This window comes from Streptomyces kaniharaensis (assembly GCF_009569385.1).
Taxonomy (GTDB): Bacteria; Actinomycetota; Actinomycetes; order Streptomycetales; family Streptomycetaceae; genus Kitasatospora; species Kitasatospora kaniharaensis.
This window is the reverse complement of the sequence record NZ_WBOF01000001.1, coordinates 5670480-5695659: the sequence shown is the minus strand read 5'-3', so window position 1 is coordinate 5695659 and position 25180 is coordinate 5670480. Positions and strand designations below refer to the sequence as shown.

At 72.7% G+C, this 25180-nt stretch carries 23 protein-coding genes and 1 pseudogene; 13 read left to right on the top strand and 11 right to left on the bottom strand.

Features of this window, described 5'->3' with window-relative positions:
* Positions 1-73 precede the first annotated feature (73 nt).
* Positions 74-532 (bottom strand): DUF5709 domain-containing protein, encoded by a 459-nt coding sequence (locus F7Q99_RS25450; protein ID WP_153465089.1) that lies wholly within the window; start codon positions 530-532, stop codon positions 74-76.
* A 184-nt stretch (positions 533-716) separates the two neighbouring features.
* Positions 717-1049: a putative quinol monooxygenase gene (locus F7Q99_RS25445; protein WP_153465087.1), complete on the bottom strand. Its 333-nt coding sequence runs from the start codon at positions 1047-1049 to the stop codon at positions 717-719.
* Between the two features lie 266 nt (positions 1050-1315).
* Between F7Q99_RS25445 and F7Q99_RS25440 the strand changes: the two genes are divergently transcribed.
* Together F7Q99_RS25440 and F7Q99_RS25435 are read left to right on the top strand one after the other, a co-directional pair.
* Entirely contained in the window at positions 1316-3421 is a 2106-nt protein-coding gene (locus tag F7Q99_RS25440) for a SpoIIE family protein phosphatase (protein ID WP_153465085.1), read from the top strand.
* Positions 3422-3469: 48 nt separating this feature from the next.
* On the top strand, positions 3470-3769 hold the full coding sequence (locus F7Q99_RS25435) for a DUF427 domain-containing protein (RefSeq protein WP_153465083.1): 300 nt from the start codon (positions 3470-3472) through the stop codon (positions 3767-3769).
* 18 nt (positions 3770-3787) lie between these two features.
* On the opposite strand, the gene F7Q99_RS25430 is transcribed toward F7Q99_RS25435, so the two are convergent.
* A complete protein-coding gene (locus F7Q99_RS25430) occupies positions 3788-5146 on the bottom strand; it encodes a dihydrolipoyl dehydrogenase family protein (protein WP_153465081.1) in 1359 nt (452 codons plus the stop codon).
* A gap of 258 nt (positions 5147-5404) precedes the next feature.
* Between F7Q99_RS25430 and F7Q99_RS25425 the strand changes: the two genes are divergently transcribed.
* Both F7Q99_RS25425 and F7Q99_RS25420 read left to right on the top strand, forming a co-directional pair.
* Entirely contained in the window at positions 5405-7006 is a 1602-nt protein-coding gene (locus tag F7Q99_RS25425; protein ID WP_153465079.1) for a radical SAM protein, read from the top strand.
* Positions 7003-7797, top strand: a complete 795-nt coding sequence (locus tag F7Q99_RS25420) for a class I SAM-dependent methyltransferase (RefSeq protein ID WP_326847107.1) — start codon at positions 7003-7005, stop codon at positions 7795-7797. The genes F7Q99_RS25425 and F7Q99_RS25420 overlap by 4 nt, the downstream gene beginning before the upstream one ends.
* Positions 7798-8080: 283 nt before the next feature.
* Here the strand turns inward: F7Q99_RS25420 and F7Q99_RS25415 are convergent, their stop codons facing one another.
* Positions 8081-9037 carry a hypothetical protein gene (locus F7Q99_RS25415; RefSeq protein ID WP_153465077.1) on the bottom strand — a complete coding sequence of 319 codons (957 nt, stop codon included), beginning with the start codon at positions 9035-9037 and terminating at the stop codon, positions 8081-8083.
* A gap of 97 nt (positions 9038-9134) precedes the next feature.
* Positions 9135-9578, bottom strand: a complete 444-nt coding sequence (locus F7Q99_RS25410) for a DUF6153 family protein (protein WP_153465075.1) — start codon at positions 9576-9578, stop codon at positions 9135-9137.
* Positions 9579-9848: 270 nt separating this feature from the next.
* Here F7Q99_RS25410 and F7Q99_RS25405 point away from each other — a divergent pair, with 270 nt between their 5' ends.
* Together F7Q99_RS25405 and F7Q99_RS25400 are read left to right on the top strand one after the other, a co-directional pair.
* Positions 9849-10679: a ZIP family metal transporter gene (locus F7Q99_RS25405; RefSeq protein ID WP_153465073.1), complete on the top strand. Its 831-nt coding sequence runs from the start codon at positions 9849-9851 to the stop codon at positions 10677-10679.
* 205 nt (positions 10680-10884) lie between these two features.
* On the top strand, positions 10885-11466 hold the full coding sequence (locus F7Q99_RS25400) for an SRPBCC family protein (RefSeq protein ID WP_153465071.1): 582 nt from the start codon (positions 10885-10887) through the stop codon (positions 11464-11466).
* Positions 11467-11641: 175 nt separating this feature from the next.
* Here F7Q99_RS25400 and F7Q99_RS25395 read toward each other — a convergent pair whose 3' ends face one another.
* Entirely contained in the window at positions 11642-12829 is a 1188-nt protein-coding gene (locus F7Q99_RS25395; RefSeq protein WP_153465069.1) for a TIGR03364 family FAD-dependent oxidoreductase, read from the bottom strand.
* Positions 12830-13013: 184 nt separating this feature from the next.
* Between F7Q99_RS25395 and F7Q99_RS25390 the strand changes: the two genes are divergently transcribed.
* Together F7Q99_RS25390 and F7Q99_RS25385 are read left to right on the top strand one after the other, a co-directional pair.
* On the top strand, positions 13014-13775 hold the full coding sequence (locus F7Q99_RS25390) for a GntR family transcriptional regulator (RefSeq protein WP_326847106.1): 762 nt from the start codon (positions 13014-13016) through the stop codon (positions 13773-13775).
* Between the two features lie 4 nt (positions 13776-13779).
* Complete coding sequence (locus F7Q99_RS25385) at positions 13780-14469, top strand: phosphonatase-like hydrolase (RefSeq protein ID WP_326847105.1); 690 nt, start codon at positions 13780-13782, stop codon at positions 14467-14469.
* Positions 14470-14503: 34 nt separating this feature from the next.
* Here the strand turns inward: F7Q99_RS25385 and F7Q99_RS25380 are convergent, their stop codons facing one another.
* The gene (locus F7Q99_RS25380) at positions 14504-15457 is read right to left on the bottom strand and encodes a M48 family metalloprotease (RefSeq protein ID WP_153465067.1); all 954 of its coding nucleotides are present in this window, start codon (positions 15455-15457) and stop codon (positions 14504-14506) included.
* A gap of 11 nt (positions 15458-15468) precedes the next feature.
* Positions 15469-15873: a BlaI/MecI/CopY family transcriptional regulator gene (locus F7Q99_RS25375; protein WP_153465065.1), complete on the bottom strand. Its 405-nt coding sequence runs from the start codon at positions 15871-15873 to the stop codon at positions 15469-15471.
* Between the two features lie 108 nt (positions 15874-15981).
* On the opposite strand from F7Q99_RS25375, the gene F7Q99_RS25370 reads away from it, so the two are divergent.
* Positions 15982-16755 (top strand): ABC transporter ATP-binding protein, encoded by a 774-nt coding sequence (locus tag F7Q99_RS25370; RefSeq protein ID WP_326847104.1) that lies wholly within the window; start codon positions 15982-15984, stop codon positions 16753-16755.
* Positions 16756-16757: 2 nt separating this feature from the next.
* The gene (locus F7Q99_RS25365; protein ID WP_326847103.1) at positions 16758-19310 is read left to right on the top strand and encodes an ABC transporter permease; all 2553 of its coding nucleotides are present in this window, start codon (positions 16758-16760) and stop codon (positions 19308-19310) included.
* 170 nt (positions 19311-19480) lie between these two features.
* Here the strand turns inward: F7Q99_RS25365 and F7Q99_RS25360 are convergent, their stop codons facing one another.
* From F7Q99_RS25360 to F7Q99_RS25350, 3 genes are all read right to left on the bottom strand, one after another.
* Positions 19481-20257, bottom strand: coding sequence for a GNAT family N-acetyltransferase (locus F7Q99_RS25360; RefSeq protein WP_153465063.1), 777 nt, complete (start codon positions 20255-20257; stop codon positions 19481-19483).
* A gap of 481 nt (positions 20258-20738) precedes the next feature.
* Positions 20739-21644 carry an NADP-dependent oxidoreductase gene (locus tag F7Q99_RS25355; RefSeq protein ID WP_153465061.1) on the bottom strand — a complete coding sequence of 302 codons (906 nt, stop codon included), beginning with the start codon at positions 21642-21644 and terminating at the stop codon, positions 20739-20741.
* 84 nt (positions 21645-21728) lie between these two features.
* Positions 21729-22799, bottom strand: coding sequence for an alkene reductase (locus tag F7Q99_RS25350; RefSeq protein ID WP_153465059.1), 1071 nt, complete (start codon positions 22797-22799; stop codon positions 21729-21731).
* A gap of 217 nt (positions 22800-23016) precedes the next feature.
* On the opposite strand from F7Q99_RS25350, the gene F7Q99_RS25345 reads away from it, so the two are divergent.
* The 3 genes and pseudogenes from F7Q99_RS25345 to F7Q99_RS25335 all read left to right on the top strand — a co-directional run bounded on the left by F7Q99_RS25345 (position 23017) and on the right by F7Q99_RS25335 (position 25177).
* Positions 23017-23550, top strand: a complete 534-nt coding sequence (locus F7Q99_RS25345; protein WP_153465057.1) for a MarR family winged helix-turn-helix transcriptional regulator — start codon at positions 23017-23019, stop codon at positions 23548-23550.
* A pseudogene (locus tag F7Q99_RS43260) lies at positions 23529-24383 on the top strand (MmyB family transcriptional regulator). The gene F7Q99_RS25345 and the pseudogene F7Q99_RS43260 overlap by 22 nt, the downstream one beginning before the upstream one ends.
* Before the next feature lie 257 nt (positions 24384-24640).
* Positions 24641-25177, top strand: a complete 537-nt coding sequence (locus tag F7Q99_RS25335) for an RICIN domain-containing protein (RefSeq protein WP_153465055.1) — start codon at positions 24641-24643, stop codon at positions 25175-25177.
* The last annotated feature ends 3 nt before the right edge of the window (positions 25178-25180 follow it).

Below are 25180 nucleotides of genomic sequence, written 5' to 3'. Positions count from 1 at the left end.
TCGGTGGTGACGGACCGTCCGCGGCGCAGCTGCCCTGCACCGCACGGCGGCCGAAGCAATCAGCCGGGCGCGATCACTCGATGATGGCTTCGGGGTCGTCGGTGGTGTGCATGGCCGCCTCCTCCGCCGTCGCGGCACCACCGCAGATCCCGACGTCCTCGGCGATCAGATCGCTGCGCGAGCCGAAGGACGCGATCAGCCGGCCCGTCCGGATCTCGCCCGCCTCGGTGTCGATCGGCTCTCCGTCGGTGCCGGAGGTGTCACCGATCCCGTCTCCCTCGGGTGAGACGACCTCCGGGAGTTCCGCCGACAGCCGCCGTTCCAGGCTCTCGCGCACACGCTGTTCCGCCGCGGTGACGCCGTGGCGTTCCACCGCGAGCGGGCGCTCCGGCGGAGCGTAGCCTTCGTCGAGCGCCGATTCGAGACCGCGGTCGTCCAGGGTGTCCTGCGCCTCCAGGGGCCCGACGTCGTCCTGAACCTCCGAGCCGTCCGGCTGGTACACCTGGTCGCCCATCAACGCTTCGTCCGACATCAGGTCCTCCTTCACGGACCACGGCGCCACCGCGCCGAGCCGCTGCCGGTGGGCCCACCCACCGGCAACGTGGGCAACCGCCCGTCCGAGGTCACGCTTCCAGGGTCCCATGCAGCGGCTCGACCCGCAGGAGGCGGTTTCCGGCTCGTCCCTCGACGGGGCCTCCAGCGGCTAGATGCCGTCGTCAGTTGGCCCACCCGCGCGATCCTCGCGCGGTGTTGGTGGCGATCAGGCGATAGTCGGTGAAGACGACCGGGCCCTCGGAGAGTTCGGGCGAGTAGACGGCCTCGAAGCGGCGCACCGCCTCGGAGCTGCCGTGAGTCCGGTGGGCGTCCTCGTCGGCGAACGTGAAGAGGTGGACGAAGCGGGTCGGGTCGTCCTTCTGCTGCCAGGCGGTGTACATCCACGTGTCGGGCTCGTGCTCGGCGACGTAGCGGACGAACTCCTCGATCGCCGCCTCGACCCGTTCCACGGCATCGGCGTTCACCCGGTAGTGGGCGGTCTGGTAGATCGGCATGGCAGTCCGCCTACCGACGCTCGGACAGGCTCTTCATGTTCCCACCATGCGCGGCCGCACCGGAGCGGACAAAGCCGTGACCGGCCGAACGTGCGATCACCGAGCGTGATCCCGCCGCCGTGCCGTGCGCGCCCCGCTCGCGTCGCCGAGGCCGCCGGGCCGTCGCGGCCGCCCGGCTGGCGGCTGCGAGCCGAGGCGGGACGATGGAGTGGACACGCCGCGCCGCCGTGCGGGCGGGTGCGCGTCCGGCGGGAGGAGGTGGCCGGATGGACGCCGGGCACGCGGGACCACCGGGTGCCGCTTCGCTGGGCGGGGATCCGTCGATGGCGCCGGGCGGGCTGCTGGACGTCCTGGGCGTCGCCGCGGTGGTGCTGGACGCGGAGGGGCGGATCGTGCTGTGGAGCCCGCAGGCCGAGGACCTGTTCGGCTACCGGGCGAGCGAGGCCCTCGGCCGGGACGCCGCCCAGGTGCTGGTCGACGAGCAGAACATGGAGCTGGTGCTGTCGCTGTTCGCGAAGGTGATGTCCGGCGGCGGGTCGTGGGCCGGGGTCTTCCCGGTCCGGCACAAGGACGGGTCCACGGTGCTGGCCGAGTTCCGCAACATGCGCCTGGAGGACGAGGACGGCCGCCACTACGCGCTCGGCCTGGCCTCGGACCGTGCGACGCTGAGCCGCCTCGAACGGGACCTCGCCCTGTCGCTGCGTCTGGTGGAACAGACCCCGGTCGGCGTCGCCGTGCTGGACACCGACCTGCGCTACGTCCTGGTCAACCCGGCGCTGGAGCGCATCAACGGCCTGCCCGCCGACCGGCACCTGGGCGGGACGGTCCGGGACGTACTGCCGTTCCTGGACGTGGACGCGATCGAAGCCGCCATGCGGGAGGTGCTGGCCACCGGCACCCCGTTGCTGAACCAGTTCACCACCGGCCGCACCGCGGCCGACCCCGGGACGGAGCACGCCTGGCGGGTGTCCTACTACCGCCTGGAGGACTCCGCCCACCACGTGATCGGCATCGCCACCTCGGTCGTCGACATCACCGAGCAGCACCGCGCCGCGACCGCCGCCGCAGCGGCGCGGCGCCGCCTCACCGTGATCGCCGACGCCTCCGAACGGATCGGCACCAGCCTCGACCTCGGCACCACCGCGCGAGAGCTCGCCGACGTCCTGGTCCCCGAGTTCGCCGACATCGCCGCCGTCGACGTCCTCGAAGCCGTCCTCACCAACAGCCAGCCCGCACCGGACCCGGGCAGCCCGGTCCTGTTCCGGGCCCTCGCCGTCAAGGCCGCCTACCCCTCGCCCGCCGTCGAGGCCGCCGACCCCGTCGGCGAGATCGCCCGCTACGACGCCACGCGTCTCGTCACCCGCTGCGCCCGCACGGGCCGCCCCGTCCTCCTGGCCCACGTCACCGACCGCGACCTGCCGCGCATCGCGCGCGACGAGGAGGCCGTCGAACTGCTCGGACAGGCCGGGATCCACTCCTACCTGGCCGTGCCGCTGCGCGCCCGCGGTCAGGTCCTGGGCGCGCTGGACCTCAAACGCGCCCGTAACGAGCAGCCGTTCGACCACGACGACCTGGTGCTGGCCGGCGAACTCGCCGCCCGCGCAGCCGTCGCCATCGACAACGCCCGCTGGTACCAGCGCCAGCGCCACGCCGCCCTCGCCCTCCAGCGCCACCTGCTGCCCGACCGCCCCGCCCAGCCGCCCGGCCTGGAGGTGGCCTACCGCTACCAGCCGGCCGCCACCGTCGGCGAGGTCGGCGGCGACTGGTTCGACGTCATCCCGTTGGACGCCGACATGACCGCCCTGGTCGTCGGCGACGTGATGGGCAGTGGCATCACCGCCGCCGCCACGATGGGCCAACTGCGCACCGCGGCACGGACCCTGGCCGGTCTCAACCTGGAGCCCGCCGCCGTGCTCACCCACCTCGACCGGATCGCCGCCGGCCTCGGCGAGTCCATCGCCACCTGCGTCTACGCCGTCCTCGACCCCCGCCGCCTCCGCTGCCGCATCGCCACCGCGGGCCACCTACCGCCCGTCCACACCCGCCCGGGCCATCCGCCGACCCTGCTCGACCTGCCCACCGGCGCGCCCCTGGGCGTCGGCGGAGTCACCTTCCATGACACCCCCCTCGACCTCGGGATCGGCGACGAACTCGTGCTCTACACCGACGGGCTCGTGGAGACCCGTGACCACGACATCGACAACCGGCTGGCGGCCCTCACCGACCTCCTCGGCCGGCCCCGCCGCTCCCCGGAGGAGACCTGCGACCTGCTCCTCGGCGCCCTGTACCACCGGGGCGGGGACGACGACGTCGCCCTCCTCGTCGCCCGTGTCCGGCCCCTGCCGCAGGCCGCGACACCCGCCCGTCCGTGAGCCCGCCCGCCGGGACCGCGAAGGGACCGCGAAGGGAGGCGGAACGTCATGATGCGAGCGATCTGGAACGGCGTCGTGATCGCCGAGACGCCCCGCACCCGGGTGGTCGAGGGCAACCACTACTTCCCACCCGAGTCCCTCCGGCGCGAGCACTTCACCGAGAGCCGCACGCGGTCGCTGTGCCCGTGGAAGGGCGTGGCCCGGTACTACGACGTCACCGCCGACGGCCTGACCAACCCCGACGCCGCCTGGTACTACCCGCACCCGGTCTTCCTCGCCCGCCGGATCGGGAACCACGTCGCCTTCTGGCACGGGGTCGCGATCGAGGGCACCCAGGAGCAGGCATAGGCGTCGGTGCGACCGCCGTCAGTGCCACCGTCGCAGTGCCTCCTCCACCGCGCGGTGGAACGTCGGGTAGGCGTAGATCATGTGCCGCAGCCGCTCGACCGGCACCTCGGCCTGGACGGCCACCGCGAGCCCGTACATCACCTCGCCGCCCACCGGGCCGACGGACGTGGCGCCGACCAGGACGCCCCGGTCGGCGTCCTCGACCAGCTTGACCAGGCCCTCGTTGCCGGCCTTGTGGATCCAGCCCCGGGTGGCGGAGGGGATCTCGGCCGTGCCGGTCCGTACGTGCAGGCCCTGCTCGCGGGCGGCCCGCTCGGACAGGCCCACCGAGCCGACCTCGGGGTCGGTGAAGGTGACCCGGGGCAGCGCCCGGTAGTCCGCGTCCGGGCCCGGTGTGCCGAGGATGTCCCGGACGGCGATCTCGGCCTGGTACATCGCGACGTGGGTGAACAGGCCCCGGCCGGTCAGGTCGCCGACGGCCCAGAGCCGGTCGCCGGCCCTCAGCTGTCCGTCGACGGCCACCGCACGGGCGCCGGGGTCGAGGCCGACGGTCTCCAGGCCCAGATCGGCCAGGACGGGACGACGGCCGGTGGCGACGAGGAGCCGATCCGCCGTCAACTCGTCACCGGCATCGACGGAGAGCCGGAACACGTCCCCGTCGTGGCGCACACCGTCGGCCTTCGCGCCGGTGCGGACGGTGATCCCGTCGGCGCCGAGGACCTCGGCGAGCAGGGCCCCGGTCTCGGGTTCCTCGGCGGGCAGCAGGCGGTCCAGTGCCTCCACGACCGTCACCCAGCTGCCGAAGCGGGCGAAGGCCTGCGCGAGTTCGAGCCCGATGGCCCCGCCGCCGAGCACCAGCAGCGAGGCGGGCGGCTCCTTCGCGGAGACGGCGTCCCGGTTGGTCCAGTACGGCACCCGGTCCAGGCCCGGCACCGGCGGGATCGACGGGCGGCTGCCGGTGGCCAGCACCACGCCGCGGCGCGCGGTGAACTCCTCCCCGTCCACCTCGACCCGCCCGGGGCCGGCCAGCCGGGCGCGTCCGCGCAGGAACGTGCCGCCCTTGCCGGTGAAGCGGTCGACGGCGACCTGGTCGTTCCAGTCGTCGGTGGCCTCGTCCCGGATACGGTCCGCGACCGGCCGCCAGTCCGGTTCGACCTCCGAACGGCCCGCCATGCCGGGGATGCGGCGCGCCTCGGCGAGGAGGTTCCCGGCGCGGATCATCATCTTGCTCGGGATGCAGGCCCAGTACGGGCACTCCCCGCCGACCAGCTCGGCCTCCACCCCGACCACGCCCACCCCCTCCGCGGCCAGCCGCTCGGCGACGTGCTCGCCGCCCACGCCCATGCCGATCACCACGACGTCGGTGTCCCGTGTCATCGCTCGGCCCTCCTTCGTCCGGTCGGTTCGTTCAGGACTCGTCCGTGCCGCCCACTCCGTCGGCTCGCGACCGCCGGCCCTGCTTCCAGGAAACCCCGTCCCGGCGCAGCCGTCCTGCCCTACCGCCTGCGCCGCGTCACCGCCGCACCAGCGGACGGAGGGAACCGGGCGGCCGACCGGGTTTCGTGAACCCCTCGCAGGGCCCAGGGTGGAGGTGTGAGGGTGACGCACCCGCGAACGAGCCCCGCTGGAGACGCGATGACCGAGGAGAACCGCACACCGCGCGTGAAGCAGGACCGGGACGAGGTGTTCGCGGAGTTCACCAAGTCGATCTGCCCGGTCTGCAAGAGGCCCGTCGACGCCCAGGTCAACCTCCGCGAAAACAAGGTCTACCTGCGCAAACGCTGCCCCGAGCACGGCGGGTTCGAGGCCCTGGTGTACGGGGACGCCGAGGAGTACCTGGCTTCCTCCCGCTTCAACAAGCCCGGTACCATCCCGCTCGCCTTCCAGACCGAGGTACGCGACGGCTGCCCGCTCGACTGCGGCCTCTGCCCGGAGCACAAGCAGCACGCCTGCCTCGGCATCGTCGAGGTCAACACCGGCTGCAACCTGGACTGCCCGATCTGCTTCGCCGACTCCGGCCATCAGACCTGGGGCTCCCCCGGGACGGGGCCCGGGGGAGGCTACGCCATCACCCACGAGCAGTGCGAGAGGATGCTGGACGCCTTCGTCGAGAGCGAGGGCGAGGCGGAGGTGGTGATGTTCTCCGGCGGTGAACCCACCATCCACAAGCACATCCTGGACTTCATCGACCTCGCCCTCGCCCGCCCGATCCGCAACATCGTCCTGAACACCAACGGCATCCGCCTCGCCACCGACCGGCGCTTCGTCGCCGAACTCGGCCGCCGAAACCGGGAGTCGGGCAGGACCCTCCCCGTCTACCTCCAGTTCGACGGCTTCGACTCGCGCACCCACCTGGAGATCCGCGGCCGAGACCTGCGGACGTTCAAGCAGCAGGCGCTGGACAACTGCGCGGCGGAGGGCCTGTACGTGAGCCTCGCGGCGGCAGTCGAGCGCGGGCTGAACGAGCACGAGGTCGGCCGGATCGTCGAGTTCGGCGTCGATCACCCGGCCGTCCGCGCCGTCGTCCTCCAGCCGGTCACCCACTCCGGCCGACACCTCCCTTTCGACCCGCTGAACCGGCTCACCAACCCGGACGTCATCAAGCTGATGGTCGATCAACTTCCGTACTGGCTACGGCGAGAGGACTTCTTTCCGGTCCCTTGCTGTTTCCCCAGCTGCCGCTCCATCACGTACCTGTTCACCGACGGCGAGCCCGGCAACCGCTCGGTCGTCCCGCTGCCGCGGCTGGTCGACATGGAGAACTACCTCGACTACGTCGCCAACCGGGCCCTGCCGGACACGTCGATCCGCGAGGCGCTGGAGCGGCTCTGGTCGGCCTCCGCGTTCATGGGCACGGCCACGACCGAGGCCAGGCTGCGGGCCGCCGCCGAGGCGTTCGACTGCGGCGGGGACACCTCCCGCACGGAGGTCGGTGGAGCCTGCGGCGTCGACCTGCCCGCCGTGCTGAAGAACCTCAAGGACAAGGCGTTCATGATCGTGGTCCAGGACTTCCAGGACCCGTACACCCTCAACGTCAAGCAGCTGATGAAGTGCTGCGTCGAGGAGATCACCCCCGACGGGCGCCTCATCCCGTTCTGCGCCTACAACTCCGTCGGCTACCGCGAGCAGGTCCGCGCACAGATGTCCGGCGTCCCGGTCGCCGACGTCGTTCCCAACGCGCTCCCCCTCCAGGACCAGCTCATCGACACCCCGTACGGCTCGCGGAGGCGGAAGTGAACTCCGATAACCTGAAGGCCTGTTGCGCCGGCTTCTACTCCTCCGACGCGGTCGCCCTGCTCCTCGGCGACTCCTACCACCCCGGCGGCACGGCACTCACCCGGCACCTCGCCGACGCCCTCGGGCTCACCCCCGGAACCCGCGTGCTGGACGTCGCCTCCGGCCGCGGCACCACCGCACTGCTGCTCGCCGACGCGTACGGCGCACGCGTGGACGGCCTCGACTACTCCCCCGCCAACACCGCCCATGCCAATACCGCGGCAGAGGCAGCCCAGTTGGCCGAGCGGGCCACCTTCACCACCGGCGACGCCGAGCAACTCCCCTACCCGGACGGGAGCTTCGACGCCGTCGTGTGCGAGTGCGCCCTGTGCACCTTCCCCGACAAGGCGGCAGCGGCCATGGAGTTCGCGCGCGTCCTGCACGCCGGCGGCCGGGTCGGCCTCACCGATGTCACCGCCGACCCCGACCGGCTCCCGCCCGAACTCACCACCCTCGCCGCCAGGTTCGCCTGCATCGCCGACGCACGGCCCCTCGACGAGTACGCCGCCACGCTGGCCGCCGCCGGCCTGCGCACCGTCCGCACCGAACGCCACGACGCCGCGCTGACCCGCATGGCCGACCAGGTCGAGGCCCGAATCACCGTCCTGCGCATGGCCCTTCCCGACTACGTCACCACGGCAGGCTTCACCCCGGATGCCACCCGTTCCACGCTGGCCACCGCCCGCGCCGCCATCGCCGACGGCACGCTCGGCTACGCCCTCCTCGTCGCCGAGAAGTCCCGCCCCGCCTGAACGGCCGGCGTCCTTCAGGGTGTTCAGCGGTCCGCGGACCGGCGGGCCTCGTCGTCGCCGTCACGTGGTGCCCCCGCGCCACGAGCTGCGCCACCAGCCGCCGCCCGAGCACCCCGCTCCCACCTGCCACGAACACCGCATGACCGTCACCTTTCCGCTTCCGGAGTCCCTCTCCGACACACGAGACGGAACAGCCCGGCCGTCTGTGACATGGGAAGGACACGGGAAGCGAGAACACGTGTGCCCGTGGGTGCCGCCGATCGGCGGCACCCACGGTGGCGTGTCAGTTCACGTGCAGGGTCAGGGCGGCGGTGTGGAGCTGCCCGGCGGTCTGGAACTGGAGGAAGACCCGCCAGTTGCCGGGCTTGGGGAGCTCGGCGTGGAAGGTCAGGTTCGGGCCGCCGTGGTCGCCGCCTGCGGTGGCCTGGGGGTGGAAGTGGGCGAAGGCCTGGTCGCCCTCGTGGAAGGCGCTGACGTGGGCGTAGGTGTCGAGGTAGGGCTGGAGGTCGGTGACGGGCTGCCCGTCCTTGGCGAAGGTCACGGTGAGCGGGTGGGCCATGCCCGCCATCGGTTCGCCCTGGACGGTGACGGTGTAGCCGTCGACGGTCGCCGTGGTCGAGGCGGGCGGCAGCGGGGTGGTGGTGGCGTCGCCGGGGACGGTGACGGTACGGCTGAGCACGAAGTCGGTGCCCTTGCCGCTTCCGGCGTTGGGGGTGAAGGAGGTGTACAGCCGCCAGGTGCCGGGGGTGAGGGCGGCCAGGTCGGCGGTCCAGGTGCCGTCGGCGGCCATGGCGGGGTGGAGGTGCTGGTAGCCGGTGAGGTCGGTACGGACGGCGTAGAAGTGGAGCTTCTTGGTCTGGTCGACGGCGAAGTCCGTGACCGGCTTGCCGTCGGGGCCGGTGATCACGAACGCGTAGCCGGCGGCCTGACCGGCGGTCGGGTTGTCGGTCTTCGGGTCGAGGCGGTAGCCGTCCTTCTCGGGCGCGAGGCCGTCGCCGGCCGCCGCCTTGTCCATGCCGGGCATACCGGGCATGCCGTCCATGCCGCTCGCGGACGCCGGACCGGAGGGGGTGGTGCCGGCGGTCGCGGCGGCGGACGTGGTCATGGCGCCGTGGTCCATGCCGGGCATGCCGGAGTGCCCGGACGAGCCGCAGGCGGCGAGGGACAGGGCGAGAGCGGCGGTCGCGGCCGCGGCCAGGACGGCACGGCGGCGAGAGGTCGAACGGGTGGTGGTGCGCATGATGGTGTGCTCTTCCGTGTGAGGACGCGCCTCGGCGGCGCGGGCGTGAAGGAGGGCGCGCGGCCGGGCCGTTTGGTCACGGCCTCGGCGGGCCCTGTCACGTCCGCGCGATGCACACCTGGTGGAGGAGCTCTCGGCCGCCGGTGGGCGGTCCGCGGCGGCGGCCGGTGAAGAGGGCGGTCACCCGGCGAGGCGGCAGCCACGCGCCGCCCCACACGGGGATCGAGGCGACGAGAGCCGCCGCCGGAAGAGTGATCCGGTCACGGCCCTGCGTCGACAGGCACAGCGCCCCGGCGGATCGGACATCGCCGCCGTGGTGGACGGCCGGCTGTGTGTCGGCCGGTGCAGTGGCCTGGTTGCCGCCGTCGGAGACGTCGGAGATCGCCGTGTCCGGCATCGCCGCGGCAACCGCCATGCCGCCCGAGTGGCAACCTTCGGCACCGGCCGACGGCAGGCCGTGCATGAGGAAAAGACCGAGCAGAACGACGCAGACCGCGAGCAGCCGGGCGACGCCCGGCCGGCGCTGGTGCCTGCGGCTCATCGGTGCTCCTCCTGCGGATGCCCTTTCGGATGACGAGGGCTCGTCGACACGATACCCCACAGGGGTGTGCGTTGGTCGCGTTCGGACGCCATTCTGCGGACGCCTCCCGCAGTCCGTCCCATCCGTGCCGAAGCCACCCACCACCGGCCGACGGCATGCAGGGAAAGCCTCGCCGGGTTTGCACGCGGGCGCGAATCGTCACAGGGTTGTTAGGTAAGGCTTACCAATTCAGGTTGCGCTGCGCCACCACCGTCTCCCCGGAGGCCGTCCATGTCCGGTCCGCAGATCGCCCTGCTCGGCGCCGTGGCGGGCTTCACGATCTTCCTGGGCCTGCCGATCGGCCGGCTGCGCCGCCCCGCGCCGCGGCTGCGGGCCGCGCTGAACGCGACCGCCATCGGCATCCTGCTGTTCCTGCTCTGGGACGTCCTCACCGCGGCGTGGGAACCCACCGACACCGCCCTGCACGACCACCACTGGGGCACCGCCGCGACCAACGGCGCGGTGCTCTCCGCGGGCCTCGCCCTCGGCCTGCTCGGGCTGGTCCGCTACGACCGGTGGATCGCCCGCCGAAGCGCTCCCGCCCCGCCGCTGTCCCACGGCCCTGGGGCCGCGGCCGCCACCGAGCTGACCTTCCGGACCCGCTCCCGGGCCGCGACCCTGGCCCTGATGATCGCCGTGGGCATCGGCCTGCACAACCTCGCCGAGGGCCTGGCCATCGGCAACTCCGCCGCCAAGGGCGACATCTCGCTCGCCGTCCTGCTGATCATCGGCTTCGGCCTGCACAACGCGACCGAGGGCTTCGGCATCGTGGCGCCGCTGGCCGCCGAGGGCGAACGCCCCTCCTGGGGCAGCCTCGCCGTGCTCGGCCTCATCGGCGGCGGCCCCACCTTCGTCGGCACGCTGATCGGGCAACAGGTGGTCGACGACGTGGTCAGCATCGCCTTCCTGGGGCTCGCGGCCGGCTCGATCCTGTACGTGGTCATCGAGTTGCTGGCCGTCGCACGGCGCGCGGCCATGAAGGAACTGACCACGGCGATGATCCTGGCCGGGCTGCTGCTCGGCTTCGCCACCGACGCCGTCATCACCGCCGCGGGGGTGTGACACGCATCCCCCCTCTGGATCGCAGCCACGACCCGGGCTCGCGGTTTGCGGCATCCGGCCGGCGAGCCGGACGCCGCAACCGCTCACGACCGAGACCGGACGGCCAGGTCGGCGCGCTCACCGGTCCCCCGGCGGCGTCCGCCGTAGCCTCTCGGTGAGACGTGACTGAGACGTGACGGGCAGGCTGAGCGGGAAGGGCGCGCGCATGGCACGGGTTGGCGCATTGACGGCCGTCGGGGCGGCGGGCGCCGCGGCGGCCGTGGGTCTGGGCGTGGTCACCGGCGCGCTGCCGCTGGACCTCGGAGTGGGCCGGCGGACACGTCCGCTCGGGCCGCAGACTGTCGACATCGCCGCACCCCGCGAGGTGGTCTTCGAGGTGATCGCCCAGCCCTATCTCGGGCGGGCCACGCGAGCGACGCGGGAGAAGGTGTCCGTGCTGGAGCGGGGCGGCGACATGGTGCTCGCCGCGCACCACACCCCTGTGGCGGGCGGGCGGCTGACGGCGACGACCGTGGAGACGGTGAGGTTCACCCGCCCCGAGCGGGTCGACTTCCGCCTGGTGCGAGGCCCCGTCCCCGCGGTCACCGAGTCCTTCGAGCTCACCGAGCACGGGCCCGGGCCAGGTACGCGGCTGGTGTACACCGGCGAACTCGGCACCGATCTGTGGGCGCTGGGCGATTGGTGGGGCAGCGTGGTGACCCCGCGCTGGGAGGCGACCGTCGCCGCGTCGCTGGCAGCGGTCAGGCACGAGGCGGAGCGGCGCGCGGCGGCTGGGCCGGGCCGGTAGGCGGGTTGAGGGGTGCATCGCGGTGGCCCTGCGCAGCACGCGGGCGTCCGCGTACCCCGCGCGGGCGGCGATCGTCGATGCCGAGGCCACCGGCGCCGGGTGCGGGCCGGTGGCGTCGGTCGAAGCCGATCGCCATCGGGCCGCCCCAGCAAGGGAGTTGGTAGCGGATAGAGGTTCAGCCGGTGGCGGCGAGGGTCCCGTCGAAGGTGGCCGCGGCGAGACCGAAGGAGAGCGTCATGCCGATGCCCGAGGTGACCGAGATGGCCCGGACCCCCGGCGCCAGGTCGCGGACCAGCAGCGGACCCCGGCTGCTGCTGGCGTAGACCCCCTGCCAGCGTTCGAGCACCTGAAGTTGCCGGACCCCGAGCACGTCGGCGACGGCGGCGGTCAGCAGCTCGAACGTGCGCTCGTCGATGAACGGCGGCGTGGTGGCGTCGTAGTGGTGCGAGTCGCCGACGAGCACCGTGCCGTCCGGCAGCCGGGTGAACATCACGTTGGCGCCGATCTCCAGCAGCTCCGGGCTGTGCCCGATGACCTCCTCCCGCAGCCGGGCGGCCGACGGGCGGGCGGTGAAGGCGTCGTAGCGCAGCATCGAAGTGGCCGTCAGCACTGCGGAGTCCGTGTGGAACGCGGCGGGCGCAGCGGCCCGCGCCATGGTGAGCCGGCAGCGCTGGATCTCGTGGTCCTCGGCGATGTCGGGGAACAGGTAGTCCACGTCGTGGCCGACACAGACCAGGATCCGCTCACCGTGGACGGGGCCGCGGGTGGTGTGCACGGTACCGGGCTCGATGCCGGTGACGGCGGTGCCCCACAGGATGCGCCCGTTCGACTGCTCGGCCACCCAGCGGGCCAGGGCGGGCGCCGCCTCGCGCGGGTTCACCCGCAGGTCGGCGGGCAGGAACGCGCCGCCCACCAGGTCGCGGTCGTCGCCGTCCGCCCGGCCGAGCGCCGTCGCCATCTGCGCGGCGGTGCGCAGCTCGACCGCGTCGCCGCCGCGCTCGGCGCGCAGTTCCTCCAAGACGGCGGCCTCGGTCGCCGACCGGGCCACCACCAGCGTGCCGGCTTCCCGGGCCCACAGCCCGGCCGCCTCGGCGGCCCGCAGCCAGCCGCCCCGGGAGCGCTGGGCGAGGGCGAGCAGTTCGCCCTCCTGGGCGCTGATGCAGCAGTGACCGAAGTTGCGGACCGAGGCGCCGACCGGCTGCCGGTCGCGCTCGACGACGGTGACGGACAGCCCGTCGGCGAGCGCCTCGAAGGCGTGGGCCAGGCCGATGATGCCGGCGCCGACGATCACCACGTCGCTACGACCGGGCGTGAGCGGACGGGAGACGGCGGGGGCGGTTGAAGGTGTGGTGCTGCTGCTCATGGCTCCAGATTCCGGGCTCTGCGACGCCGACGTCAAGACCTGTATGTACAAGTCGCCGGGTGTTCATCTATGCGACGGCCACCGGGAGCAGCGGGTTCTCCCGGCCGACACCCCGCCTGTCCAGGGGCTTTGCCCGGCGACCCCGGCTTTGAGAACCGGCACCCCGGAGTGCCATAGTCATCTTGTGAAGACAAGTGAGGACGCTCCGCTCCACCAACGGCTCGGCGCCGAGTTCCTGCGCCGGATCGAGTCCGGCGAGTGGCCCGAGGGGCGGCCGGTACCCAGCGAGTCGCAGCTGTGCGCCGAGTTCGGCATCTCGCGCGGCCCGGTCCGCCAGGCCCTGGCCATGCTGCGCCGCGAGGGCAGCCTCGTCGGCGGGCGCGGCAAGCCGCCGGTGGCCCACCGTGCGACTCCCTCGCAGCCGTTCGCCACGTTCCTGTCCTTCACCCAGTGGGCCCGCACCATCGGCCGCGAGCCCGGGCAGACGACCATCGAGGTGGCCCGCCGTCGGGCCTCCCCGGAGGCCGCCGCCCGGCTCGGCCTCGCCGAGGGGGCACCGGTCGTCGAACTCGTCCGGCTGCGACTGCTGGACGGCGTCCCGGCCATGCTGGAGCGCTCCACCTTCGTCCACGAGGTCGGCCGCTACCTGTTCGACTTCGACCCGGACACCGGCTCCGTCTACGAGGAGCTGCTGCGCCGCGACGTCGACCTGCACCACGCCAGGCACACCATCGACGCCGTCGCCGCCCAGCCGTACGACGCCGAGCTCCTGCGGGTCGCCGTCGGTGGCCCGCTGCTGCGCGTACGACGGCTGACCACGTCGAGCCGCGGCGAGCCGCTGGAGGACGCGGACGACCGCTACCTGCCCGCCATGGCCACGTTCACCATCGAGAACACCATCGAAGGCCGTACCGTCATCGGCCGCTACCGCACCGAAGAGGACTGACACCGTGATCGAGCTCGCCGCACTGGACATGGCCGGCACCACCATCAACGAGAGCGGCGCCGTCTACCGGGCGCTGCGCACCGCCGTCGAACGGACCGGGGTGCCGGTGGCCGAGGCCGACCTCCAGACCTGGATGGGCACCGACAAGCGCGAGGCCATCACCGCCCTGGTCCGCCTGGGCGGCGGCACTCCGACGCCGGAGCTGGTCGAGGAGAGCTACGAGGCCTTCGCCGTGTTCCTGCGCGAGGCCTACCGGGCCACGCCGCCGCAGGCCATAGCCGGCGTGGAGGCCGCCCTCGCCGAGCTGCGCGGGCGCGGCATCAAGGTCGCGCTCACCACCGGCTTCAGCGCCGACGTCGCGTACCCGCTGCTGGACTCGCTCGGCTGGTCGGCCGGCGAGGGCGGCAACCTGGACGCGGTCGTCACCTCGGACGAGGTCCCGCGCGGGCGCCCCGCCCCGCACATGATCCACCGGGCGATGGAGAAGACCGGCGTCATCGACACCCGCCGCGTCCTGACCGCCGGCGACACCGTCGTCGACGTGGAGGCCGGCAGCAACGCCGGAGCCGGCGTGGTCGTCGGCGTCCTGACCGGCGAGCTCACCCGCGCCGCCTTCGAGGCCCACCCCCACACCTACGTACTGGACAGCGTCGCCGACCTCCCCGCTCTCCCGGAGACCCGACCCGCCGCCTGACGGCCGTCCCGCCCGACGACCCCGGCCGGACGCGTCAGCTGTGGGAGGCGTGCTTGGCCAGCTCCAGGAACTCCTCCAGGTCGTGCGCGGCCTCCGTCACGCACAGCGCGGTCGCGACGGCGAGGCCCGCGAGGGCGGCGATCGACCAGGCGTGACGGCTCGGGGCGGGGGCGAGCAGGGCGGTGACCCGGCGCGGGACGGGACCGAGCCCGCGCGGCCGCAGCCGGCCGAGGATGCCGAGGGCGGCGGAGGGGATCCAGCTCCGCGCGCGGGTGCGGCGGGCGGCGATGGCCGCCTTGCCGATGGTGCGGGCGACCCGCTCGCGGTCGCCCACGGCGGTGGCGGCGCTCTCATCGGCCCAGCGTTCGACGGTGAACGTGACCGTGGCGGCCAGCGGCCGCAGGAGCGGGTTCGCCGCGGCGGCGAGCTGGGCGAGGGCGACGAAGAGGTAGTGGTGGTGCGCCAGATGGGCTCGCTCGTGGGCGAGCAGGATCTGGTGCTCGGCCGGTTCGAGGGACCTCAGCATGCCGGTGGAGACCACGATGCGGCCCGGCCGTCCGGGGATGGCGTAGGCCTCGGCGGCCGGGTCGTCGATGACGACCAGCTGGTCGCGGCCGGGCAGGCAGGCCGCCTCGGTCGCGGCCCGGGCCAGGGCGCGGGCCCGTCGCCACAGCATGCGGACCGCCATCGCCGCGACGGCGGCCAGCAGCACACCGGCGAGGACGGCCACCGAGAACGAGGCGGGGTCGTGGCGCTGGGCCGCGTGCGCCGACCAGTGGTCGTGGGCCAGGCGGGCGAGCAGGGGGATACGGATCAGGCCGGTGACCGCGAGCATGCCGAGGACCGCGGTGCTGGCGGACGCGAGCACCAGCGAGCCGACGGTCAGCAGCCAGGTCGCCAGGCGGGGCGGCAGCCGCTCGCCGACCGACCGGGCGACGAGCGCGGCCAGCAGCGGAAAGAGCAGCGGCAGGTAGACGGCGATGTGCATCCGGTGGATCCCTACCTGCCGGTGTCCAGCAGCCGGCGCAGGAACTCCTCGTCGGCGTCGGACAGCTCGTCGACGAAGTGGGTCAGCACAGCCGCGCGGTCGGTGCCGCCGTCCAGGACCCGGCGCATCGTGCGGGCGGCGAGCTCGGATTCGTCGGAGACGGCGGTGTAGGCGAAGGCCCGGCCGCGCTTCTCGCGCGCCAGGAGCCCCTTGGCGTGCATGCGGCTCAGGGCGGTGACGACGGTGGTGTACGCGAGCCGGCCGTCGACCCGTTCGAGCACCTCCCCCGGAGTCAAGGCCTCGGGAGCCGCCTGCTGGAGGGCCGACAGGACCTCGGCCTCCAGTTCGCCCCTGCCCCGCCCCGCGGCCGCGGTGGGTTCGTGCACGCCCACGAACTTGGTCTCCTCCCACTCCATCTTCTACATTCCACGTAGAAGTTCTACGTTTCCAGTAGAAGCTCCTGCCCATCCAGAGTCTGCCATGCCCTCACGCCTTCCCGTGAGGGAGAGCCCAGGAGGACGTGCGTGAGCACAGCAACGGCGGCCGGCGCCCCGCCCCGGACCATCGCCGCCCGCGCCGAGGGCCTGACCAAGGCGTACGGCTCCGGCGAGACCCGGGTGGTCGCGCTGGACGCGGTCAGCGTGTCCGTGCCGCACGGCGAGTTCGTCGCGATCATGGGCCCGTCCGGCTCCGGCAAGTCCACGCTCATGCACTGCCTGGCCGGTCTCGACACCGCCACCGGCGGGCAGATCTGGATCGGTGACAACGAAATCACCCGGCTCAAGGACAAGAAGCTCACCCAGCTGCGCCGGGACAGGATCGGCTTCATCTTCCAGGCCTTCAACCTGCTGCCCACCTTGACCGCGCTGGAGAACATCACCCTGCCCATGGACATCGCCGGCCGCAAGGCCGACCAGGCGTGGGTGGACAAGGTCATCGACACCGTCGGCCTGGCCGGGCGCCTGAAGCACCGCCCGACCGAGCTGTCCGGCGGCCAGCAGCAGCGCGTCGCGTGCGCCCGCGCGCTGGCGAGCCGACCGGACATCATCTTCGCGGACGAGCCCACCGGCAACCTCGACTCCCGGGCCGGCGCCGAGATCCTCGCGTTCCTGCGCTCCTCCGTGGACGACCTCGGTCAGACCATCGTCATGGTCACCCACGACCCGGTCGCCGCCTCGTACGCCGACCGCGTGCTCTTCCTCGCGGACGGGCGGATCGTGGACGAGCTGCTGGAGCCGTCCGCGGACTCGGTGCTGGACCGGATGCGGAAGTTCGACGGCGCCGGACGCAGGAGCTGACCGTGGTCAAGGCAAGCATCCGCAACTTCCTGGCCCACAAGGGCCGGATGGCGCTGTCCACCCTCGCCGTCCTGCTGGGCGTGGCGTTCGTCTCCGGCACCCTGGTGTTCTCCGACACCATCAACGTGGCCTTCACCAACATCGCCGGCTCCACCGCGGCGGACGTCACGGTCAAGCCGAAGCAGGCGTTCACGCCCGAGGTGGAGGACCGCGGCCTGTCCGGCGAGGTCCCCACCATGCCGGCCGCCGTCGTGGCGAAGGTCGCGGCCGTCCCGGGCGTCCAGGCCGCGCACGGGCAGATCAGCCTGCAGAACCTCACCGTCGTCGACCGGAACGACAAGCCCGTCGGCGCTACCACGGGTGCCCCGACGCTCGGCCAGAACTGGTACGACGACCCGCAGGTCCACCTCGCCGAGGGCCACGCCCCCACCAAGGCCGGCGAGATCGTCATCGACCAGGCCAGCGCCCGGCACAAGAACCTCCACCTGGGCGACCCGCTGCACATCCTCACCCCCACCGGCTCCATGCCCGGCACGGTGGTCGGCATCGTCACCTTCACGACCGGCAACCCCGGCGTGACCATGGTGTACACCGACACCGCGACCGCGCAGACGCAACTGCTCGGCAAGCCCGACCAGTTCACCGGCGTCACCGTCGACACCGCCCCCGGCACCGGCCACGCCACCGCCCAGCAGCGGATCAAGGCCGCGCTCGGCGACGGCTACTCGGTGGCCACCAAGGAGCAGCAGGCCGAGACCGCCGCCCAGCAGATCAGCTCCTTCCTCAGCGTCGTCACCCTCGCCCTGCTCGGCTTCGCCGGACTGGCCGTGCTGGTCGGGATCTTCCTGATCCTCAACACCTTCTCCATGCTCGTCGCCCAGCGCACCCGTGAACTCGGCCTCCTGCGCGCGCTCGGCGCCGGACGCGGCCAGGTGCTGCGCGCGGTGCTGACCGAGGCCCTGCTGCTCGGCGTCATCGGCTCAACTCTCGGCCTCGGCGCGGGCATCGGCCTCGCCGCCGGACTGAAGTCGCTGATCTCCGGCTTCGGCGTCGACCTGTCCGGCACCGCGCTGGTCATCAACCCGCTCACGCCGGTGGCGGCTTACGCGGTCGGCGTCGTCGTCACCCTGGTCGCCGCGTACCTGCCGGCCCGCCGCGCCGCGCGGATCTCCCCCATGGCCGCCCTGCGCGAGGCCACCACCCCGCCCGCCCCCAAGCTCGGCCGCCGTACCGCGCTCGGCAGCGTCCTGCTCGCGGCCGGCAGCGGCCTGCTGTACGGCGCCGCGACGCACCACGCCACGATCGTCATGGCGGGCGGACTGCTCGGTGGCGGCATCCTCCTTTCGCTGGTCGCCCTGGCCGTGCTCGGCCCGGCACTGTCGCGGGTGGTCGTGTACGGTCTCGGGGCGCCGTACCCGGCCGTGTTCGGCGCGGTCGGCCGGATGAGCCGCCTCAACGCCGTCCGCAACCCCCGGCGCACCGGCGCCACCGCGGGCGCACTGATGATCAGCCTCTCCCTGGTCGGCGCCGTCGCCGTCCTCGCCGCCTCGCTGACCACCTCCGTCGACCGCGACGTGGACAACACCTTCGGCGCCGACTACGTCCTGTCCGGCAACGGCGCCACCCCGATCGGCCACGAGGTGACCGACAAGCTCAGGGCCGTCCCCGGCATCCAGGCCGTCACGCGCCAGCGCTACGCGGTGGCCCACCTCAACGGGTTCCAGCTGGTGATGTCGGGCGTGGACACCGCCACCGTGGACCAGGCCGTCAAGCCGCAGTACGTCGCCGGCTCCACCGCAGACGTCGCGGCCGGCAAGGTGATGGTCGACGAGACCACCGCCAACGCCGACCGCCTCACCATCGGCTCCCCCGTCGAACTCCACTTCCTCAACGGGAACGTGGGCACCCTCACCGTCGGCGCGATCTCCAAGCCCCCGGCGGGCGCGGGCAAGGACGGCGGCAGCTGGGAGATCTCCCTCGACACCCTCAACAAGTACGCCCCCGAGGCCCAGGACTTCACCCTCTACCTCGACACCGCAGCCGGTGCCGACAAGCAGAGGGTCCAGACGGCCCTGGATTCGGCGCTCGCGCCCTACCCGCAGGTGACGGTGCAGAGCCAGGCCGACTACAAGAAGCAGATCACCGGCCAGGTCGGCACCGTCCTCCACCTGGTCTACGCCCTCCTCGCCCTCGCGATCGTCATCGCCGTCCTCGGCGTCGTCAACACCCTCGCCCTGTCGGTGATCGAGCGCACCCGCGAGATCGGGCTGCTGCGCGCGATCGGCACCTCGCGCGGACAGGTCGGCCGCCTGATCCGGCTGGAGTCCGTGCTGATCGCCGTCCACGGCGCCCTGCTCGGCCTCGGCCTGGGCCTGGCCTGGGGCGTCGCCGGGCAGAGGGTCCTCGTGCTGTACGGGATCACCGCGCTCAGCATCCCGTGGACCACGATCCTCGCGGTGCTCGCCGGATCGGCCGTGGCCGGCCTGGCCGCGGCGGTCCTGCCCGCCGTGAAGGCCGCCCGGATGCGGGTGCTCGGAGCCATCGCCGCCTCCTGAAACCGCCGGCCACCACCCAACCGGCCGGCCCCACCATCGGCCCGCTGGGCCGGACGCGCCCCCGAGCGTCCGGCCCGGCGGGCACCCGCCCTCGCACCGACCGCTGCCTGCGGGCGCGTCCGCGTCAGGCCGGGACGGCTCCGGTCGCCTCGACGATGACGGTCGTTGGGTCAGGGCTGGTAGACGTAGGGGGTCGTGGTGCTCAGAACCGTGAACCCGAGTCGTTGCAGGATGGGGCGGCTCTGGTCGCTTGCGTCGACCTGGAGGTAGCGGTAGCCGAGGTCAGCGGCGATTCGGGCACGATGCGCGACCAGAGCCCGGTAGACACCCCGGCCTCGCCAGGCGGCCACAGTGCCGCCGCCCCAGAGGCCCGCGAACTCCGTGCCCGGGTTCAGTTCCATCCGCGCCGCGCACACGGGCAGGTCGCCGGCCATCGCGACGACCATGCTGACCGTCTCCGAGTTCTGGGCCAGTTGGTCGAGCAGCCGCTGCCGCAGGCGGGCGCTGCTGGTGCCGAAGGCCTGCTCGTGGACGTCCGCCACGAGATCCACCCCGGCGGAGTCGGTGACCGGACGCAGCTGGATGCCCTCGGGCAGTGCGACGACGGTGGGCAGATCCTGGATCCGGGCGACCATCACCGCCTCCTCGGGCCCGGCCGTGAACCCGGCCGACTGCAACCGCATCCCAAGGTCACCGGGCCTGTCGTGAGCGTATGCCTTCCATTCGAACTCGCGCCCCAGCGCGGCGAAGTACCGCACCTGCGCCGTGATCGCCGCATCCGCGGTGGCACCGTCGAGGTCCGACCAGAGGACGCCGTTCCAGTCGTGATGCGCGCCGACCTGCCGCACGACGTCGCCGTCACGCTCGACACGAACCCCGGGGCCGTCGGCCTTCGCGTCGCGTCTCAGCCGGCGGTCGAACAGGGCGAGCACTTCTTCATGATCCATCCGCCCACTCCAGCATGGGGCGGTCAGCTGCGCCACTGAGATTCTCGCGCCCCCGCCGACATGACTGATCACGCGGCGTGCTTCGGCGGACGACCGCCCCGGCGAAGACCCTTCTCGCCGCGAACGCGCACGCGTTCGCGGCACTGGGGCGCGGGGGCATCGGGGTGGCGGATGTTGGACGACGGGCGACGCCGGCTCACGGGCGGGTGACGGCCTGCTCCAGCAGGGACCGCCATACGCACCGAGCCGTGCTGGGGTCGACTCCGGTTCCCCCGGCCTGGTGGCGGGCCGGGGGAACCGCTGGGAGTGGGTGACGAGCCCGGCGTCGAGGAGTGCGCGCAGCCGGTCGGCGAGCATCGTGGTGCTGATCGGCCGGATGGCGGCCCGCAGAGGTGGGCCGCAGCCGGCTGAGGTGCGGGTGCCGGCTGCGGCCCCGAGCCGCCTCGTCCGCTCCCGCGACGCGAGGCGGTGGCACAGAGGGTCAGGGCAGCAGGACGGCCTTGCCCTGGTTGCGGTGGGCTTCCAGGTCGGCGTGGGCCTTCGCTGCCTCGGCCAGCGGGTAGGTGCGCCAGATCGGCACGGTGAGCTTGCCGGCGGCAGCCAGCTGCACCAGCTCCGGCAGGGACTCTCCGCCCTGGTCGTCGGTACCGGCGCTGAAGCGGACGCCGTGCTGCTTGGCGGACATGTCGGCGATGGTGATGACCTTGCCGGCATCGCCGGTCAGGGCGACGGAGTCGGCGAGGACGCCGGCGCCGGAGGCGTCGAAGACGAAGTCGACTCCCTGGGGAGCCGCTGCCGTCACGCGCTCCACCCAGCCGTCGCCGTAGCGGACGGCGGTGGCTCCGAGCGCGGTGACGCGCTCGATGTCGTGCTCGCCGACCGTTCCGATGACGGTGATGCCGCGGGCGACGGCCAGCTGCACGGCGATGACGCCCACGCTGCCGGCGGCGCCGTGGATGAGCAGGGTCTGACCCGCTTGCACACCCAACTGCCCCAGCACGCGGAACGCGGTCCGGCCGACCGTGACCAGCGAGGCGGCGACCTCCCACGACAGGGACTCGGGCTTGGCCACCGGCCGGGCGAGCAGGGCGTACTCGCCGTAGCTGCCGCCGACGGTGGCGCCGAGGACCTCGTCCCCCACGGCCGCGTCCGCTCCCTCGCCGACGGCATCGACGACACCGGCCGCATCCAGACCCGGGGTCACGGGAAAGCGCGCGGGGGCGACGCCGGCCATCAGACCGGATCGGATCTTCATGTCGAGCGGGTTCACGGAGGCGGCCCGCACCCGGATCCGGACCTGGCCCGGGCCCGGCTCCGGCGTGGCGACCTCCGACAGCCGCAGCACCTCGGGCGTGCCGTACTCGGAGAAAGTGATCGCTCTGGACATCAGGTACTCCCAGGTGAAAGCAGACGGGGAAGGGAACCGCACGCGCTCTGAATCACTGTGCGGGCACGAGGGCGGGCTCGCCGCTCAGGAGGTGAGGGTGGGGTAGTCGGTGTAGCCGCGGTGGTCGCCGCCGTAGAAGGTGGACGGGTCCGGGGTGTTGAACGGGCCGCCGGCGGCGAGGCGGGCCGGCAGGTCGGGGTTGGCCAGGAAGAGCGCCCCGTAGGCGATCATGTCCGCGCTGCCGTCCTCGATCAGGGCCAGCGCGTCGGGGCCGGTGACGTCCGGGTGGGTGAACGGGTTGAGGACGAACGTGCCGTGCCAGGCCTTGCGCAGCCGGGCGGTCAGGTCGCCGTCCGGGCCCTCCATGAGGTGCAGGTAGGCGAGGTCCAGGCCGGCGAGCCGCTCCAGCAGCGCCCCGTAGACCTCGCCCGGGCTGTCCTCGGCGATGTCGTTGAACGGGTTCCCGGGCGAGATCCGCAGGCCGACCCGGTCGCTGCCGATCGCCTCGGCCACGGCCGTGACGACCTCGACGGCGAAGCGGATCCGGCCCTCGGTGTCGCCGCCCCAGGCGTCGGTACGCAGGTTGGAGTTGGGGGCCAGGAACTGGTGGATCAGGTAGCCGTTGGCTCCGTGGATCTCCACGCCGTCGAACCCGGCCTCGATGGCCCTCCGGGCCGCGGCGGCGAAGTCGGCGATCGTCTGCCGGATCTCCGCCTCGCCCAGCTCCTTCGGCGTCACGAACTCCTTCGGCCCTTCGTGGGTGTAGACCTGGCCCTTGGCGGCCACCGCCGACGGCCCCACCGGCACCAGGCCGTCGGGCAGCAGGCTGGGGTGGCCGATCCGGCCGGTGTGCATCAGCTGCGCGAAGATCACCCCGCCCTCGCGGTGCACGGCGTCGGTCACCGTCCGCCACGCCTCCACCTGCCCGGTCGTGTGCAGGCCCGGGGTGTCGGGGTAGCCCTGGCCGACCGGCGAGGGCTGGATGCCCTCGGTGACGATCAGGCCGGCGCCGGCACGCTGGGCGTAGTACTCCGCCATCAGCTCCGTCGGCTCCGCGCCCGGCCCGTAGGCGCGGCTGCGGGTCATCGGCGCCATCGCGATACGGCTGGCCAGGCGCTTGCCGCCCAGAACGATCGGCTCGAAAGCAGTGGTCATGATCTCTCCTCGGTGCGTGAGGCGCGGCGGCCCGGACAGGACCACTGCAGCCATTGACTGTTCGAACAAGTAAACCTCGCGAGAGCATTCCCCGGCCATGATGTGATGCCCGTCACATACGTTTACCTGCCTGTATGTGCATGGCACCTAAGAAACTCGGCGAGCCGCAGGCTCGGACGGTAAGGTGATATTGACCAAGCAGGAAAGTGAGGAAGAGATGACGCAGTCCACCCCGGAGGCCGGGAAGAGTCCCGCGAGGACGGGGCAGGAGGCCACCGTCCCGATGCCGGCCGCGGCCAGCGGCGGGCCCGTCAGTCACGCGATCTTCCGCCTCGCCCGCCTGCACCGCATGTTCGCCGGACAGCTGCTGCGCCGCATCGGCCTCCACCCGGGCCAGGAACTGGTCATGATGCACCTCTGGGAACTCGGCCCCCAGCGCCAGACCGACCTGGTGCGGCTCATGGACTCCGACGCCGCCACCATGACCCGCACCGTCCAGCGCCTGGAGCAGGCCGGCTTCGTCCGCCGCCGCCCCTCACCCACCGACAGGCGCGCATCCCTCATCGAACCCACCGCCGCCAGCCACGCCCTACGGCGCGAGGTCGAGCAGAGCTGGAGCCAGCTGGAGGGCCTCGTGACGGCGGGCCTCTCCCCCGACGAGTGCACCGCGGCCCTGCACACTCTGGAGCGCCTGGAGCAGAACCTCGTCCAGGCCGCCGCCGACCCCGCATGTGCCGACGCGGAGCGATAGCGGCGCCGGCGACGCGAGGACCAGGGCGGCCCGTCGACGGGCACATGCCCAGATGCGCCGGCTCGCCGGCCGATCCGCCGGGAGCCCCACGACGGCCTCCGCATCAAGCAACACCCCACCGCCACCTGGCAATTGCGCCACGGCCCCAGCCCCTGGTCACCCCCACTCGCCGGCACCCCTGCGAACCCGCGGCTGGCGATGCCCTGCTGACGACGTCCCGCCGGGGTCTCGACATCCACGACAGGGGAACCGGCGCCGACCCCACACCAGAGAAGTGGGTCTGTCGTTCCCAGGGAACGGCAGTCTCTTCATCCGCCCACGGCGCTCGCGAACGATCGAGGCATGCCCACGCGCCAGCCGTGATCATGAACGACCGCAACGACGTCCTCGCCTGGAACCGTCTCGCGGCCGTCCTGATCGCCGACTTCCCCAAACTCGCGCCCCGCGAGCGGAACATGGCCCGCCGGATCTTCCTGGACCCGGACGCACGCGAGGTCCACCTCGACTGAGACGAGGCCGCGCGCACCACCGTCGGCATCCTGCGCATGGCGGCCGGCCGCCGGCCGCACGACCCGCAACTCCTCCGCCTGATCGGCGAACTCTCCCTGGGAAGCGGCGAGTTCCGCACTCTGTGGGCCAGTCAGCACGTGCACGAGAAGACCTTCGGGCCCAAGCGCTTCCGGCATCCCGCCGTCGGCGACCTGACGCTCAACTACGAGACCTTCCAAGCCCCCGGCGCCGCGCACCACCTCCTCGTAATCTACACGGCCCCACCCGGAAGCCCCGCCGAGGAGGCGCTGAACTTCCTCGGTAGCTTTACCGCTCCCGGATAACGAGGGCCATGGCGACAAACGGGCGCCAGCAACTGCGCATGGAACCCCTGAGCAAAGCGAAAGGCAGTGATCGGACATCAGGCGGCCGCTGCAACACGGATCGGCACGACGGCGGCTTCTCACAGGAATTTTCCGACGGACCTGCAACCTCCACGGAGGCCACACGTCTACGGAAGTGAGACGGCCGGGAGGCCCGGGTGTCTCACTTCGGACCACATCCGTATGGGATCCACAGGATCCACAGGGGGGAAACAACAATGACCATCCACTCCACCGTCAAGCGCCGCCTCGGCTCGTCCGCCGCCGTGCTCGCCCTCGGCCTGGGTGCCGGGCTGCTGGCCGCCGTGCCGGCCTCGGCCTCGGGTTTCGTCCCGCTCTCGGCCGACTCCGCCGTGGAGATCCGGGCCGCCTTCAGCGGCAAGTGCCTCGAGGTCGCGGACTCGCGCACGGACGACGGCGCGCCCGTGCGCCAGGCGGCCTGCACGGGCGACGACAACCAGCAGTGGCAGGTCCGCAACGGCTACGTCGTCAACGTCAACAGCGGCAAGTGCATGGAGGTGCCGGGCTGGAGCACCGCCGCGGGGACGGCGATCGGCCAGTGGACCTGCAACGGCGGCGACAACCAGCGCTGGGGGCGGGTCAACGTCAACGGCGACACCCTGGCCGTCGTCAACTTCCGCAGCGGCCTCCTCCTCGACGTGGCCGGCGCGAACGCGAACGACGGCACCCCGGTGATCCAGTGGTACGCGGACAACCACACCAACCAGCGCTGGAGCCTCAACCCCACCGACTGACGC